Annotated in this window: 15 protein-coding genes; 6 read left to right on the forward strand and 9 right to left on the reverse strand. The window is 67.4% G+C overall.

Going from position 1 to position 12,982, the window contains the following annotated elements:
* Positions 1-114: 114 nt before the first annotated feature.
* A complete protein-coding gene (locus AC1DCU_RS07020) occupies positions 115-651 on the reverse strand; it encodes a hypothetical protein (protein WP_282279471.1) in 537 nt (178 codons plus the stop codon).
* A gap of 124 nt (positions 652-775) precedes the next feature.
* Here AC1DCU_RS07020 and AC1DCU_RS07025 point away from each other — a divergent pair, with 124 nt between their 5' ends.
* Together AC1DCU_RS07025 and AC1DCU_RS07030 are read left to right on the forward strand one after the other, a co-directional pair.
* Positions 776-1,420, forward strand: coding sequence for a hypothetical protein (locus AC1DCU_RS07025; protein ID WP_049467575.1), 645 nt, complete (start codon positions 776-778; stop codon positions 1,418-1,420).
* Positions 1,421-1,493: 73 nt separating this feature from the next.
* Positions 1,494-2,453 carry a sodium:calcium antiporter gene (locus AC1DCU_RS07030; protein ID WP_312964400.1) on the forward strand — a complete coding sequence of 320 codons (960 nt, stop codon included), beginning with the start codon at positions 1,494-1,496 and terminating at the stop codon, positions 2,451-2,453.
* A 108-nt stretch (positions 2,454-2,561) separates the two neighbouring features.
* Here the strand turns inward: AC1DCU_RS07030 and AC1DCU_RS07035 are convergent, their stop codons facing one another.
* The 8 genes from AC1DCU_RS07035 to AC1DCU_RS07070 all read right to left on the reverse strand — a co-directional run bounded on the left by AC1DCU_RS07035 (position 2,562) and on the right by AC1DCU_RS07070 (position 10,417).
* On the reverse strand, positions 2,562-2,948 hold the full coding sequence (locus AC1DCU_RS07035; protein WP_025874597.1) for a Na+/H+ antiporter subunit G: 387 nt from the start codon (positions 2,946-2,948) through the stop codon (positions 2,562-2,564).
* Positions 2,945-3,229, reverse strand: a complete 285-nt coding sequence (locus tag AC1DCU_RS07040; RefSeq protein ID WP_025874598.1) for a K+/H+ antiporter subunit F — start codon at positions 3,227-3,229, stop codon at positions 2,945-2,947. The genes AC1DCU_RS07035 and AC1DCU_RS07040 overlap by 4 nt, the downstream gene beginning before the upstream one ends.
* Complete coding sequence (locus AC1DCU_RS07045; protein WP_025874599.1) at positions 3,226-3,732, reverse strand: Na+/H+ antiporter subunit E; 507 nt, start codon at positions 3,730-3,732, stop codon at positions 3,226-3,228. Before AC1DCU_RS07045 ends, AC1DCU_RS07040 begins: the two co-directional genes overlap by 4 nt.
* Positions 3,729-5,264 carry a monovalent cation/H+ antiporter subunit D gene (locus tag AC1DCU_RS07050; protein WP_025874600.1) on the reverse strand — a complete coding sequence of 512 codons (1,536 nt, stop codon included), beginning with the start codon at positions 5,262-5,264 and terminating at the stop codon, positions 3,729-3,731. Before AC1DCU_RS07050 ends, AC1DCU_RS07045 begins: the two co-directional genes overlap by 4 nt.
* Complete coding sequence (locus AC1DCU_RS07055; RefSeq protein WP_025874601.1) at positions 5,261-5,638, reverse strand: Na+/H+ antiporter subunit C; 378 nt, start codon at positions 5,636-5,638, stop codon at positions 5,261-5,263. Before AC1DCU_RS07055 ends, AC1DCU_RS07050 begins: the two co-directional genes overlap by 4 nt.
* The gene (locus AC1DCU_RS07060) at positions 5,638-8,466 is read right to left on the reverse strand and encodes a monovalent cation/H+ antiporter subunit A (protein WP_442251369.1); all 2,829 of its coding nucleotides are present in this window, start codon (positions 8,464-8,466) and stop codon (positions 5,638-5,640) included. Before AC1DCU_RS07060 ends, AC1DCU_RS07055 begins: the two co-directional genes overlap by 1 nt.
* Positions 8,467-8,798: 332 nt before the next feature.
* Positions 8,799-9,284, reverse strand: a complete 486-nt coding sequence (locus tag AC1DCU_RS07065) for an Mpo1 family 2-hydroxy fatty acid dioxygenase (RefSeq protein WP_025874603.1) — start codon at positions 9,282-9,284, stop codon at positions 8,799-8,801.
* 206 nt (positions 9,285-9,490) lie between these two features.
* Positions 9,491-10,417, reverse strand: coding sequence for a phosphoribosylaminoimidazolesuccinocarboxamide synthase (locus AC1DCU_RS07070; RefSeq protein WP_032976644.1), 927 nt, complete (start codon positions 10,415-10,417; stop codon positions 9,491-9,493).
* A gap of 144 nt (positions 10,418-10,561) precedes the next feature.
* On the opposite strand from AC1DCU_RS07070, the gene AC1DCU_RS07075 reads away from it, so the two are divergent.
* The 4 genes from AC1DCU_RS07075 to AC1DCU_RS07090 are packed head-to-tail and all read left to right on the forward strand — an operon-like array spanning position 10,562 to position 12,777.
* A complete protein-coding gene (locus tag AC1DCU_RS07075) occupies positions 10,562-10,891 on the forward strand; it encodes a J domain-containing protein (protein ID WP_025874605.1) in 330 nt (109 codons plus the stop codon).
* 57 nt (positions 10,892-10,948) lie between these two features.
* The gene (gene rpe, locus AC1DCU_RS07080) at positions 10,949-11,623 is read left to right on the forward strand and encodes a ribulose-phosphate 3-epimerase (RefSeq protein WP_025874606.1); all 675 of its coding nucleotides are present in this window, start codon (positions 10,949-10,951) and stop codon (positions 11,621-11,623) included.
* A gap of 60 nt (positions 11,624-11,683) precedes the next feature.
* Positions 11,684-12,163 (forward strand): GNAT family N-acetyltransferase, encoded by a 480-nt coding sequence (locus AC1DCU_RS07085; RefSeq protein ID WP_025874607.1) that lies wholly within the window; start codon positions 11,684-11,686, stop codon positions 12,161-12,163.
* Between the two features lie 26 nt (positions 12,164-12,189).
* Positions 12,190-12,777, forward strand: a complete 588-nt coding sequence (locus AC1DCU_RS07090) for a hypothetical protein (RefSeq protein ID WP_033832404.1) — start codon at positions 12,190-12,192, stop codon at positions 12,775-12,777.
* Positions 12,778-12,982: the final 205 nt, after the last annotated feature.

Consider the following 12,982-nt stretch of genomic DNA (forward strand, 5'->3'; position numbering starts at 1 on the left):
CCACGCATGGCGTGGATCTACCGGGAAGCGCGATATCGCGTGCACGCGTGACGTGGATCCATCCGGGCAAGTGATGTAGTAGATCCACGCCATGCGTGGATGCTGTTCACCGGTTCAGGCAATGGCCGCGAACGCGCTGCAATGCTCCACCGGCAGCGCCTCCATCAGCCGCTGCCGCACGCGCTGGCAGTACCCTTCCGAGGTCAGCGCCGGCAGCACCTGCAGCGCCGATTGCATCACCCGCAGCACCTCGCCTTCGGCACGCGCCTGCTGCAGGTCGCGGAACAGCGCCGCTGCGTTGGGATGCCGCTGCATCTCCAGGATTCCCAGCACATAGATGCGCGCGGCTACCAGCGAGCGGCGGCGCTCGACCGGCGCCGCAGAAGCGGCAGTGACTGACGGCGCCAGTGGAGCCGGCATCGCAACCGGCGCAGGTGGCGTGGAGGCGGGTGCGTCCGCAGCGGTCACCAGATATCCGCCCTGGATCAGCTGGATCACCATCGCTGCCGCGTCCTGCCCAAGTAGTGCGGTCAGCTCGGCGATGCTGCGCTGGCCATCACACAGGATCAGCAGGCGTCGCTGGCGCATGTCCAGCGGTGCGCGGTGGGCCTGCAGCGCGGTTCGGGCGAGGTCGGTCTTGCGCGGTTGCATGGGGAGGACAGCCAAGTCGGTGCTCGCCCAGCCTGAATGAGGGCGATGAAACCGCGATGACAATGCAGCGCCTGCACGCCGGCTGCGGTAGCGTGCACCCACCCTGTGCCAAGGATCCGCACCGATGAAGCATCTCCCGATGGCCGGCCTGCTGCTGTTGTCGTTGGCCGCCTGCAACCGTAGTCCCGACACCGCCGCACCGGCAGCGCCGCCCGCGGCCACCGCACCGGCGAAGGATGCCTCCGTTCCCGCCGACGCCGACCTGGCCACCGCTTCGCCGGTGGATCCGCGCAGCGACAGCCCGGCACGCCTGGATGGCTTCGGCGGCGCCACGCTGGGCGCAGGCATCGCCGAGGTCCGCAGTGGCTTCGGCACCCCCTTGCAGGGTCTGGGTACCGACGCCACTGGCAAGCCGCTGCCTGCCGACGATGCCAATGAAGGCTGCTACTTCCTGCGCCCGCAGGGGGCCGAAGACCCGCGCCTGATGTTCGAAGCGCGCAAGCTGGTCCGCTACGACGTACGCAGCCCGTCCATCGTCGCCCCCGGTGGCGGCCGGGTCGGCATGACCCTGGGCGAGCTGCAGGTGCTCTATCCCGAGCGCGCCGACGTCGGCCCGGACAAATACGACGACAAGGCCCAGCACCTGCGCGTGCGCCCGGCGCAGGAGGGGGCGGCGATCATCGATTTCGCCCTCGGCGCTGACGGCAAGGTCGGCGCCTGGCGGGTCGGCAGGACCCCGCAGGTGGACTACGCCGAAGGCTGCGGCTGATCGGCCATCCTCGGCTCACCCGTCGCGGGTGGGCCGAGCGTAGAATCGCGCCACGACCGCTGGGGAGCGCCCGATGATCGCTATTGCTATTGCCTGGTTCCTGCTCGGCCTGCTGTTGCTGGCCCTGGGTGGGGACTCCGTCGTCAAAGCCGTGTCCGGCCTGGCGCAGCGTTTCGGCGCCAGTGCATTCACCGCAGGCCTGCTGTTGCTGGGTATCACCACCTCGCTGCCGGAGCTGGCGGTCAACGCCCGCGCGCTGGTGGTGGGCCAGCCGGAGCTGGCCTTGGGCAATGCCGTCGGCAGCAGCGTGGTCAACCTCGGCCTGACCCTGGCGGTGGCCGCGATGGTGGCGCCGTTGCTGCTGCGCGCGCGCCTGCAGGCCGTGCTGTGGTGGGGGCTGCTGGCCGCGGGCCTGCTGCTGATCGTGTTCGGGCTCGATGGCCGCCTGCTGCGCTGGGAGGCCGGCGTGCTGGTGGCCGGGTTCGTGGTGGTGCAGTTCCTGCTGCTGCGTCGCGGACGCCATGAGAGCGCCGAGGTACAGGCGATCATTGCCGAGTCAGCCCTGAGCCGCACCAGCCTGCCGTTGAACGTACTGCGCCTGCTGGTTGCCGCACTGGCGTTGTATTGGGGCGCGCGCCTGGTGGTCGGTGCCGCCGCTGATTTCGGCGCCGCGCTGGGCTGGACGCCGCTGCTGGTGGGTCTGCTGCCGGTGGCGATCGGCACTGCGTTGCCGGAGGTGGCGGCCGCGGTCGCGGCAGCACGCCGTGGTCACGGCGACATGGTGCTGGGCCACGTGCTCGGCTCCAGCGTGGTCAACCTGATGCTGGTGATCGGTGCGATGGGGCTGCTGCAGCCGCTGGCGTTGCCAGCCTCGTTCGTGCGCCTGGAACTGCCGGCGGTGCTGGCCTTCGCACTGGTGCTGTACCCGATGCTGCGCGGCGACCTGCGCATCAGCCGCATCGAAGGTGCGGTGCTGCTGGGCGCGTTCGTGGCCTGGCTGGGGCTGGAAATCGCGCTGGTCACACCGGTCTGAGGTAGTGCCGGCCGCTGGCCGGCAACCTCGGCGAACTCGCAGCCAGGCATGGCCTGGCTCTACTGGCGGTTATCCGGGGTCGTGCCGACCAACGGTCGGCACCCACCGTCAACGCGCGGTGGTTTCCTCTTCGCGCTCCGGTTCCGGCGGCGGCAGCTGCTCGTCTTCGGCACGCTCGTTGCCCGGCAGGCTGGGGCGCGTTTCCATCAGCAGCGACAGTGCGGCCTTGGCCATCAGGTGCGCGCTGATCGGTGCGGTGATGAACAGGAACACGGTGATCAGCAGCTCGCGCGGCTGCGGGTCCTGGCCCAGGAAGATGTGGTAGCACACCGAGCACACCAGCACGCAGCCCACGCCCAGCGTGCTGGCCTTGGTCGGTGCGTGCAGGCGCTTGAAGAAGGTGGACAGCTTCACCAGGCCCAGTGCGCCGACCAGGATGAAGAAGCAGCCGAACAGCAGCAGGATCGACAGCGCGATCTGGATGAAGGTGATCATTCGACGATGTCCCGGCGCAGCACGAACTTGCTCAGCACCACGGTGCTGCCGAAGCCGAGCATGGCGATGATCAGTGCCGCCTCGAAGTAGATCGCCGAATTGAGGTACATGCCGAACAGCATCAGCTCGGCGATGGCGGTCACCGACAGCGTATCCAGTGCAAGGATGCGGTCGGGCACGGTCGGCCCGCGCAGCAGGCGCCAGGTGGCCAGCAGCATGGCCAGGCCGACCACGTGCATGCACACCACCAGGGTGGTCTGGATGATCTGGAATCCAGTCATGGGAAGATCTCCATCAACGGGGCTTCATAACGGCGCTTGATCGTGTCGATCAGCTCCTGCGGGTCTTCCAGGTGCAGCACGTGCACCAGCAGGAATTTGCGGTCGTCGCTGAGGGCGGCCGACACCGTGCCGGGGGTCAGGGTGATCATGCTGGTCAGCGCGGCGATGCCGTGGATGTTGGCGATGTCCAGCGGCAGCCAGATGAAACCGGGGTGGATGTTCTTTTCCGGGCCCAGCACCTGGATGGCCACGCGGATGTTGGACATCAGGATGTCCCACAGGGTCACGAACAGCAGCTTCGGCAGCGGCCGCAGGGTGCCGATGCGGGCGAACTCGCGGTCCAGGCGCGCGGCGAACAGCGGAATGACCACGCCCAGCAGCAGGCCCAGCAGGAACTGGCCGAGTGTGAAGCTGTCGGACATCAACAGCCAGAACACCACCACCATCACGCTCAGCGCGGGCGAGGGCAGCAGGCGGCGGATCGGGGAACGCTTGGCGGTCATGGCTGGCGGATCTCCGGCGTGGTCGCGCGCAACTGCTGCACGTAGTCGCCCGGCTGCAGCAGCTGGGTGGCGATGGCGTCGGTGTGCTGCATCAGCGGGGCAGCGAACAAGGTCATGCCGATGCCGTACGCCAGCAGGATGCAGGCGGCGAACAGCTCCACACGGCGCAGTGGTGCCTTGCGCGGTGGCGGTGCATCGGGATCGGGCAGCGGCACGCGCCAGAACAGGCGGATGCCGCCGCGGGTCAGGCCCATGATGACCAGCAGGCTGCTGACCAGCACTGCGGTCCACACCGCGCCGGTGTACTGCGCCGGCATGCCGGCCAACAGCGCGGCCTTGGCCAGGAAGCCGGACAGCGGCGGCAGGCCGGCCACCGACACCGCCGCAATCAGGAACAGCACGGCCGGGGTCTCCTTGCCGGGCATCGGTGCGATCACTTCCTTGCGGTCGCTGGCGCCGCCACGGCGGCGTCGGATCAGGTCGGCGACCAGGAACAGTGCGGCGGCGACGAAGCTGCTGTGCGGCAGGTAGTACAGGCCGGCCGACAGCACCTCAGGCGTGCCCACCGAGAAGGCGATGAACAACGTGGCCGCCGAGACGATCACCAGATACGAAATCAGCACGCGCAGGCGCGCGGCGGCCAACGCGCCCAGGCCGCCCAGCACCAGCGTCGCTACGCCGGCCCACAGCAGCCAGTCGCGGCCGTAGCCGGCCATCGCCCCCGCATCCTCGCCGAACCACAGCATCTGGATGCGCAGCACGGCATACAGGCCCACCTTGGTCATGATCGCAAACAGTGCCGCCACCGCAGCCGGTGCACGCGCATACGATTCGGGCAGCCACAGGTACAGCGGCATCAGCGCGGCCTTGGCACAGAACACCAGCAGCAACAGGCCCATGGTCGCCTTCACCAGGGTCAGCTGCGCAGGCGGTACTTCGGCGATGCGCTGCGACAGCTCGGCCATGTTCAATGAACCCAGCGAGGCGTACAGCAGGCCCAGTGCGATCAGGAACAGGGTCGAGGCGGTGACGTTGAACACCACGTAGTGCAGGCCGATGCGCATGCGCAGGCCACGGCCGCCACTGAGCAGGAGGCCGTAAGAGGCGATCAGCATCACCTCGAAGAATACGAACAGGTTGAAGATGTCGCCGGTCAGGAAGGCGCCGTTGAGGCCGACCAGCTGGAACTGGAACAGCGCATGGAAGTGCGGTGCGCGCCGGTCCCAACCCGAACACGCATGCAGCAGGCAGGGGATGGCCAGCAGCAGGGTGGTCAGCAGCATCCACGCCGACAGCCGGTCGGCCACCAGTGCGATGCCCAGGCGCGACGGCCAGTCACCCAGCAGGTACACGCGGATGTCGCCGCCAGCGGTGTCGGCGAACAACAGGCCGACCACCACCGCCAGCGCGCCCAGCGCGGTCCACGCCACGGCGCGTTGCACCTTCGGCCCATAGCGGCGGTGTTCGACGAACAGCGACAGCGCAGCGCCGAGCAGCGGTACCAGGATCGGCAGGATCACCAGATGATTCATGCGCGGTCCTCGCCCCGGCGCGGCGGTGCATCGTCGTCCGGCTCGTGCGCGTCCACGTGGTCACTGTGGTTGTCGCTGCGGCTGCGCATGGCCAGCACGATGCTGACGGCGGTCATCGCAAAGGCAATGACGATGGCGGTCAGCACCAGCGCCTGTGGCAGCGGGTCGGTGTAATTACCCAGGTGGCTTTCCACGCCTTCCTGCAGCACCGGCGCCTTGCCCTGCACCACGCGGCCACCGGCGAAGATCAGCAGGTTGGTGGCGTAGGACAGGAAGGTCATGCCGAGGATCACATCGAAGCTGCGCGCGCGCAGCAGCAGGTAGATGCCGATGGCGGTCAGCACGCCGATCGCAGAGGCCAGGGCCAGTTCCATCAGTGCATCTCCCCCGTTCGTGCCGAGCGGCGTTGCAGGTCGATCTCGCCCTTGTGCGCGGTGCGCGTCCGCGAGGGTTTGACGGTGGCCATCATCGACAGCATCAGCATCGCGCCACCGAACACCACCAGGTACACGCCGATATCAAAACCAATCGCGCTGGCCAGCGGTACATCGCCGATCAACGGCAGGTGCAGGTCCAGGTGGCCGCTGGTCAGGAACGGCACGCCGAACAGCATCGACGCGGCGCCACTGAGGATGGCGATCAGCAGGCCGGTACCGATGCAGCGGATGTAGTCGAAGCCGAAGCGTGACTCCACCGAGGCGGTGCCCTGGATCACGTACTGGATCAGCAGCGGCACCGCCAGCACCAGGCCGGCGATGAAGCCGCCGCCCGGCGCGTTGTGGCCGCGCAGGAACAGGAAGATGGAGACCGTCAGGGTCAGCGGGAACATGATCTGGGCCAGATCGGCAGGCACAGGCAGCTTGATCGGCGGACCGGGCATGATCTGCTCCGGCGCCATCCGCGTGCGACGCAGCAGCGCATGCACGACCAGTGCGGCGATGCCGAACACGGTGATCTCGCCGAAGGTATCGAAGCCGCGGAAGTCGACCAGGATCACGTTGACCACGTTCTGGCCGTACGCCTCGGGCAGGGCGCGGGCAAGCAGCTCGCCGGCCATGGTGTTCGGCGGCAGGGTCATCGCGCTGTACGCCAGCGCGCCCAGGCCGGCACCGGCCACGATCGCGATCAGCGCATCACGGCGCTTGCGCCAGCGCGGCCGCTCCGGGCCGGACTGTGCCGGCAGGTAGTTCATGCCTAGCAGCATCAGCACCAGGGTCACCATCTCCACCAGCAGCTGGGTCAGCGCCAGGTCCGGTGCGGACAGGAACACGAAGGTCAGCGCCACCATCAGGCCGACGCCGCCGACCAGCAGCACGGCCAGCAGGCGCTGCTTGTACATGCGCAGGGTCGCCACCGCGCAGGACATCATCACCAGCCACAACGCCCAGCCCAGCAGCGGTATCGGCTGCGGTCTGGTCCATTCCGGCGAGGCCGGGTTGGCAATGTAGGGCGCGGCGGCGACCACGATCGCCACCAGCACCAGGCCCAGCAGCATGCGCTGCAGGCTGCCGTTGGCGATGCCGGCGGTCAACCGCTGCGCACCGGCCGACAGCAGGTCCAGCTGGTGGTGGAAGACGTTGCGTCCCGGCGTGGTGTTGGTTACCGCATGCAGATCGATCAGCTTGCGCAGGCCGAAGTAGAGGGCTACGCCACCGACCACGCCAGCGGCGCTCATCGCCAGCGGCAGGTTGAAGCCATGCCAGATCGACAGGTTGTATTCGGGCATCGCGCTGCCGAGGATCGAAACGGCTGCCGCGTGCAATACCGGGGCCACGGTCACGGCCGGGGCAATACCCACCGCCACGCAGATCACCACCAGGATCTCCACCGGCACCTTCATCCAGCGCGGCGGTTCGTGCGGCACGCGGTCCAGGCCATGCGGGCCCTTGCCGAAGAACGTGTCGTGCACGAAGCGCAGGCTGTAGGCCACGCCGAACACACCAGCCAGCAGCGCGGCGATCGACACCGCCGTGCGCATGGTGTCGGTACCACCGGCCGACAGCGCTTCGGCGAACAGCATTTCCTTGGACAGGAAGCCGTTGAGCAGCGGGATGCCGGCCATCGCCAGCGAGGCGATGATCGCCAGCGCGCTGGTGAACGGCATCAGCCTGCGCAGGCCACCCAGCTTGCGCATGTCACGGGTGCCGGTCTCGTGGTCGATGATGCCGGCGGCCATGAACAGCGAGGCCTTGAAGGTGGCGTGGTTGATGATGTGGAACACGCCGGCGACCACCGCCATCGGCGTGGACAGGCCGAACAGCAGGGTGATCAGGCCCAGGTGCGAGATCGTCGAATAGGCCAGCAGGCCCTTCAGGTCATGCTGGAAGATCGCGTTCCAGGCACCGATCAGCAGGGTGATCGCACCGATGCCGCTGACCGTGTAGAAGAACAGATCGCTGCCGGCCAATGCAGGATGCAGGCGCGCCAGCAGGAACACACCGGCCTTCACCATGGTGGCCGAGTGCAGGTAGGCCGACACCGGGGTCGGCGCGGCCATCGCATGCGGCAGCCAGAAGTGGAACGGGAACTGCGCGCTCTTGGTTAAGATGCCCGCCAGCACCAGGAACAGGGCATAGGGGTACAGCGCGCTGGCGCGGATCTGCTCGCCGGCGGCCAGCACCACGTCCAGGTCGAAGCTGCCGACGATGCGGCCGATCAGCAGCACGCCGGCCAGCAGCGCCAGGCCGCCGCCGCCGGTGATCACCAGCGCCATCCGCGCGCCCTCGCGCGCGTCCTGGCGGTGCGACCAGAAACCGATCAGCAGGAACGAGCTGATGCTGGTCATTTCCCAGAAGACCATCAGCAGCAACAGGTTGCCCGACAGCACCATGCCCAGCATGGCGCCCATGAACAGCAACAGGTAGGTATAGAAGCGGTGCGCGTTGTCCTGGCTGCTGAGGTAATAGCGCGCATACAGCACCACCAGCGCGCCGATGCCCAGCACCAGCCCCGCGAACATCCAGGCCAGGCCATCCAGGCGCAGGGTGAAGTCCAGGCCGATCTGCGGCAGCCACGGCACCATCGTGCGCACCACCTGGCCATCAAGTACCGATGGGGTCAGCCAGGCGAGGATCGCCAGCCCGCCCAACGGCGCCAGCGCCGCCAGCCAGGCAGCAGTCGAGCGCGAACTACGGGGGAAGGCTGCGACAGCCACTGCCATGAGGAACGGCAGGGCCAGCAGCAGGGGCAGGCTGGGGAGCATGCAGGGAATCCATGATTCACGAGCAGGTCAGGGAGCATAACAGGCTGCCAAATGTCGCCGAAACCCATTGAACAGCGATCAATTGCATGTAACGTGCGCTGATTCATTTTTTCTGCGATGCAGCATGCCGCGCGGATGACCCATCAGGACCCGGTGGGCAGGTCCACCCTACGCCCACGCAGGGACAGCGCAGCCCCTGTCGCACAGGGACCGCCGCCGCTGGGCGGGGCAAGGTGAGGAGGTCACCGCGGCAGGCTGGCAGGCGCGCCGTGCAGTGTCGGTGACGGGATCTGCCCGTTCAGGAAACGAAGGCGTCGACGCGGCGACGCTGGTCAGTAGCGCCAGTCGAGCTTGCGATAGGCCTTGGCCATCACCCACGCCGGGCCGATCAGCAGGTAGGTCAGGTCGGTCAGGAAGCTGGGCTTGCGGCCTTCGAACTTGTGGCCGATGAACTGCGCGATCCAGGCGACGACGAATACGCCGATGGCCAGCGAGCGCAGGTTGTGCAGGCCGATTTCCGCTTCCAGCAGCCGGCACAGGCAGCCGAACACGAAGAACTGGATGAGCATGCCGATGCCCAGCGGACGCGACAGCTTGTTGTAGAAGCACCACGCGCTGAACATCGCGAACGCCGACCAGATGCCGTACTGGAACCAGGTGATCAGCGGCGGCACGCACCACAGCAGGGCCACCACCGACCACAGGATCGCCGGCACCGCCACCACGTGGATGCGCTGGTTGACCACATTGCGGTGGTCGTCGGAGTAGCTGGCGAAATAGCGGTCGATCGGACGCGCAAGCTGGGTGCTGGTCTGCATGTGGCCAGCATACCCCGGCCGGGGCCGGCAGTAGAGCCAGGCCATGCCTGGCTGCAGGTTCGCGGGGTTGCCGGCCAGCGACCGGCACTGCCAACCGTCAGTAGAGCCAGGCCATGCCTGGCTGCACGTTCGCCGGGCTTGCCGGCCAGCGGCCTGCACTACCGCATTCAGAACGCCCCCGCCACGCGGGCCGGGGCGCAGGGGAATCAGTCGACGCTGATCCCGGCCAGGCGCTGCAGCGCCTCGGCATACTTGGCGCGGGTGCGCTCGATGATCTCCGCCGGGATGCTCGGGCCCGGGGCGGTCTTGCCCCAGTCCAGCGTCTCCAGGTAGTCACGCACGAACTGCTTGTCGTAGCTCGGCGGGCTGGTGCCCACTTCGTACTCGTCGGCAGGCCAGTAGCGCGAGGAATCCGGCGTCAGCATCTCGTCCATGATGTACAGGCGACCGTCGGCGTCGGTACCGAACTCGAACTTGGTGTCGGCCAGGATGATGCCGTGCTCGCGTGCGTAATCGGCCGCGAACTTGTAGATGCGCAGCGTCGCGTCGCGCACCCGCTCGGCCATTTCCGCACCGACCGTCTTCACCATCGCGTCGAAGTCGATGTTCTCGTCATGGTCGCCAACGGCGGCCTTGGTCGAGGGGGTGAAGATCGGCTCGGGCAGCTGCTCGGCCTGGCGCAGGCCGTCGGGCAGCTCGATGCCGCTGACCTTGCCGGTGCGCTGGTAGTCCTTCCAGCCGCTGCCGATCAGGTAGCCACGGGCGATGGCTTCCACCGGTACCGGCTTCAGCTTGCGGGTGACCACCGCGCGCTTGGCGTACAGGGCCGCGTCCACGCCCTCGGGCAGCACGCTGGCCACATCGATGCCGGTCAGGTGGTTGGGCATCAGGTGCGCGGTCTTGGCGAACCAGAAGTTGGACACCTGGCAGAGCATCTCGCCCTTGCCCGGGATCGGGTCGGGCAGGACCACATCGAACGCCGACAGGCGATCGGTGGCGACCATCAAGAGGTAGTCCCCCGGTGGGGTACCGGCCGGCAGTCGCTCGCGCGGGATATCGAACACATCACGCACCTTGCCGCGGTGGCGCAAGGGCAGGCCGGGGAGATCGGATTGCAACAGCGTGGTTGGCACGGGCACTCCTGGGGCTTCGTCGAGACGGCTGCCCAGGGGACCCGGCGGGCCCGCAACTGGTCAGCGGGCGGCCTAGTGTAAAGCGGTCCGGGCCCGCTGTGACGTAAAATGAGCGTCCATTTCGTCGGCCGACCCCGGAGCGCCATGCGCTGGTACGGAAAACTGCTCGGATTCATCGCCGGCGCCCTGCTGTTCCGGCCCAATCCGCTGTTCGGCGCGGTGGTCGGCCTGTTGCTGGGGCATGCCTTCGACAGCGACTGGTTCCGCCTGAACAAGGAGAACCCGTACCGCGAGCTGGGGCTGACCTCCGAGGCCACCGATGCCGAGGTCGAGCGCGCCTACCGCAAGCTGATCTCCCAGTACCACCCCGACAAGCTGGGCGGCGCCGCCCCCGAGCTGCAGCAGCAGGCCGAGCAGAAGTCGCGGCGCATCAACGCCGCCTACGACCGCATCAAGACCCTGCGCAAGCGCTGACCCCATTGCCCCGCCTGCGGGCGGGAGACCCCTTTCCCCGTTCCGAAGGCCCCGGCCATGTCCAACTGCCTCATCGCTCCTTCCATCCTCTCGGCCAACTTCGCCCGCTTGGGCGAGGAAGTCGACAACGTCCTGGCCGCAGGTGCGGACTGGGTCCATTTCGATGTGATGGACAACCACTACGTGCCCAACCTGACCATCGGCCCGATGGTCTGCCAGGCGCTGCGCAAGCACGGCGTCACCGCGCCGATCGACGTGCACCTGATGGTCGAGCCGGTCGACCGCATCATCCCGGACTTCGCCGAGGCCGGTGCCACCTACATCAGCTTCCACCCGGAGGCCAGCCGCCACGTGCACCGCACCATCCAGCTGATCCGCTCGCTGGGCTGCAAGCCGGGCATCGTGCTCAACCCGGCCACCCCGGTGGACATCCTCGACTGGGTGCTGGACGACCTCGACCTGGTGCTGCTGATGTCGGTCAACCCGGGCTTCGGCGGCCAGGCCTTCATTCCGTCGGCCTTGGACAAGCTGCGCGTGGTGCGCCAGAAGATCGATGCCAGCGGCCGTGACATCCGCCTGGAGATCGATGGTGGCGTGAAGGCCGACAACATCGGCGAGATCGCCGCCGCTGGCGCCGACACGTTCGTCGCCGGCTCGGCCATCTTCAACGCCAAGACCAGCTACCAGGACGTGATCGCGCAGATGCGCGCCAACGTCGCTGCAGCGCGCTGACAAAAAGGGGACGGAGGGGATTAAGCTCGCTTAATCCCCTCCGTCCCCTTTTTTCTGCTCATGGCACTCCTGAACATCCGCCCGGCCACCGTCGCCGACGCCGGCCTGATCCTTCGGTTCATCCGCGAACTGGCGATCTACGAGAAGGCAGAGCAGTCGGTGCAGACCGATGAGATCGGCATCGCCGAAAGCCTGTTCGGCGCCGACGCCACCGCCCGCGCGCTGGTCTGCGAGGCGAACGGCGAAGCCATCGGCTACGCGGTGTATTTCTACAACTATTCCACTTGGCTGGGGCGCAAGGGCATCTACCTGGAAGACCTGTACGTGAGCCCGGAAAAACGCGGCTCCGGCGCGGGCAAAGCGCTGCTGAAGTACATCGCCCGCCAGGCGGTAGCTGAAGGTTGCGGTCGCTTCGAATGGTCGGTGCTGGACTGGAACACGCCGGCCATCGAGTTCTACACCGCAGCCGGGGCCAGACCGCAGGACGAGTGGACGGTGTACCGGTTGGAAGGTGAGGCGCTGAAGGCATTCGCCGGGTAGGCCGTTTCCTGGTGACTGGTGTGCCGATGAAATACGCCATTGCCGCACTCCGCCAGCGGCTGCCGGCCTCGATTGCTGTCTGCAGGCAGGCGCTGGAGGCTGCCGGCGGCGACCTGTCACAGGCGCACGCCTTGGTGGTTGATCAGCTCGTGGCCGATTACGGGCACCGCACAGGGTTGGGGGTCGCCGAGGCCGCCATCGAGCTGCAGGCCGCTGGCCATGACGTGGAACGCGCCATGATGCTTTGGCGTCGCCGCCACCCATCACCGCCGCCGCGGCCATTCGCGGCGCTTGAAAAGGGATGGGCGCTGGCAGCGGAGCTGGCTTCGGTGGACACCGGGTTGCGCTGCTTCGCCCATGTCATTCCTGGCGAACAAGACACCTACGAGCTGCGCATGATCACCCATGCCGCACGCTTCACCGAGACCGCCTATGGCTTCGACTACGACTACGCCATGCAGGACGCGCAGACCCGGGTGGAACGCAGGTTCGTGACCGGAATTCCGGCGCTCAACCTTCTGTTGCAGGAGTACGCAATTGATGAAGCGATGTTGTGCAGCATCGATGCCTTCGACAGCTGCCTCCTGCACGGTCCCATCGAGGCTTACCTGTGAGCCGGCCTCTACACCCGCGCGATGGGTAAAAAAAAGCCACGCCAAACACTGGCGTGGCCTTGCTGCATGCGTGGGAGGCTGATCCTGCCTCCATCCGTCGTCCCTGCTATGGCCTTCCATTCTCCCGGTGGCCGATGACACCTGCATGACATGCCGCGCGGGCGAGCCCAGCGCCCTGACCTGAACGGTGGCCGCTGCCTTTCAC

It is taken from the genome of Stenotrophomonas sp. 10L48 (assembly GCF_056395105.1).

What these genes read in the sequence shown, in the direction of transcription:
- AC1DCU_RS07035 (WP_025874597.1), bottom strand. Translation starts at nt 2,948, where the DNA reads ATGATCACCTTCATCCAGATCGCGCTGTCGATCCTGCTGCTGTTCGGC.
- AC1DCU_RS07030 (WP_312964400.1), top strand. Translation starts at nt 1,494, where the DNA reads ATGATCGCTATTGCTATTGCCTGGTTCCTGCTCGGCCTGCTGTTGCTG.
- AC1DCU_RS07025 (WP_049467575.1), top strand. Translation starts at nt 776, where the DNA reads ATGAAGCATCTCCCGATGGCCGGCCTGCTGCTGTTGTCGTTGGCCGCC.
- rpe (WP_025874606.1), top strand. Translation starts at nt 10,949, where the DNA reads ATGTCCAACTGCCTCATCGCTCCTTCCATCCTCTCGGCCAACTTCGCC.
- AC1DCU_RS07020 (WP_282279471.1), bottom strand. Translation starts at nt 651, where the DNA reads ATGCAACCGCGCAAGACCGACCTCGCCCGAACCGCGCTGCAGGCCCAC.
- AC1DCU_RS07090 (WP_033832404.1), top strand. Translation starts at nt 12,190, where the DNA reads ATGAAATACGCCATTGCCGCACTCCGCCAGCGGCTGCCGGCCTCGATT.
- AC1DCU_RS07075 (WP_025874605.1), top strand. Translation starts at nt 10,562, where the DNA reads ATGCGCTGGTACGGAAAACTGCTCGGATTCATCGCCGGCGCCCTGCTG.
- AC1DCU_RS07055 (WP_025874601.1), bottom strand. Translation starts at nt 5,638, where the DNA reads ATGGAACTGGCCCTGGCCTCTGCGATCGGCGTGCTGACCGCCATCGGC.
- AC1DCU_RS07050 (WP_025874600.1), bottom strand. Translation starts at nt 5,264, where the DNA reads ATGAATCATCTGGTGATCCTGCCGATCCTGGTACCGCTGCTCGGCGCT.
- AC1DCU_RS07040 (WP_025874598.1), bottom strand. Translation starts at nt 3,229, where the DNA reads ATGACTGGATTCCAGATCATCCAGACCACCCTGGTGGTGTGCATGCAC.
- AC1DCU_RS07060 (WP_442251369.1), bottom strand. Translation starts at nt 8,466, where the DNA reads ATGCTCCCCAGCCTGCCCCTGCTGCTGGCCCTGCCGTTCCTCATGGCA.
- AC1DCU_RS07045 (WP_025874599.1), bottom strand. Translation starts at nt 3,732, where the DNA reads ATGACCGCCAAGCGTTCCCCGATCCGCCGCCTGCTGCCCTCGCCCGCG.
- AC1DCU_RS07085 (WP_025874607.1), top strand. Translation starts at nt 11,684, where the DNA reads ATGGCACTCCTGAACATCCGCCCGGCCACCGTCGCCGACGCCGGCCTG.
- AC1DCU_RS07065 (WP_025874603.1), bottom strand. Translation starts at nt 9,284, where the DNA reads ATGCAGACCAGCACCCAGCTTGCGCGTCCGATCGACCGCTATTTCGCC.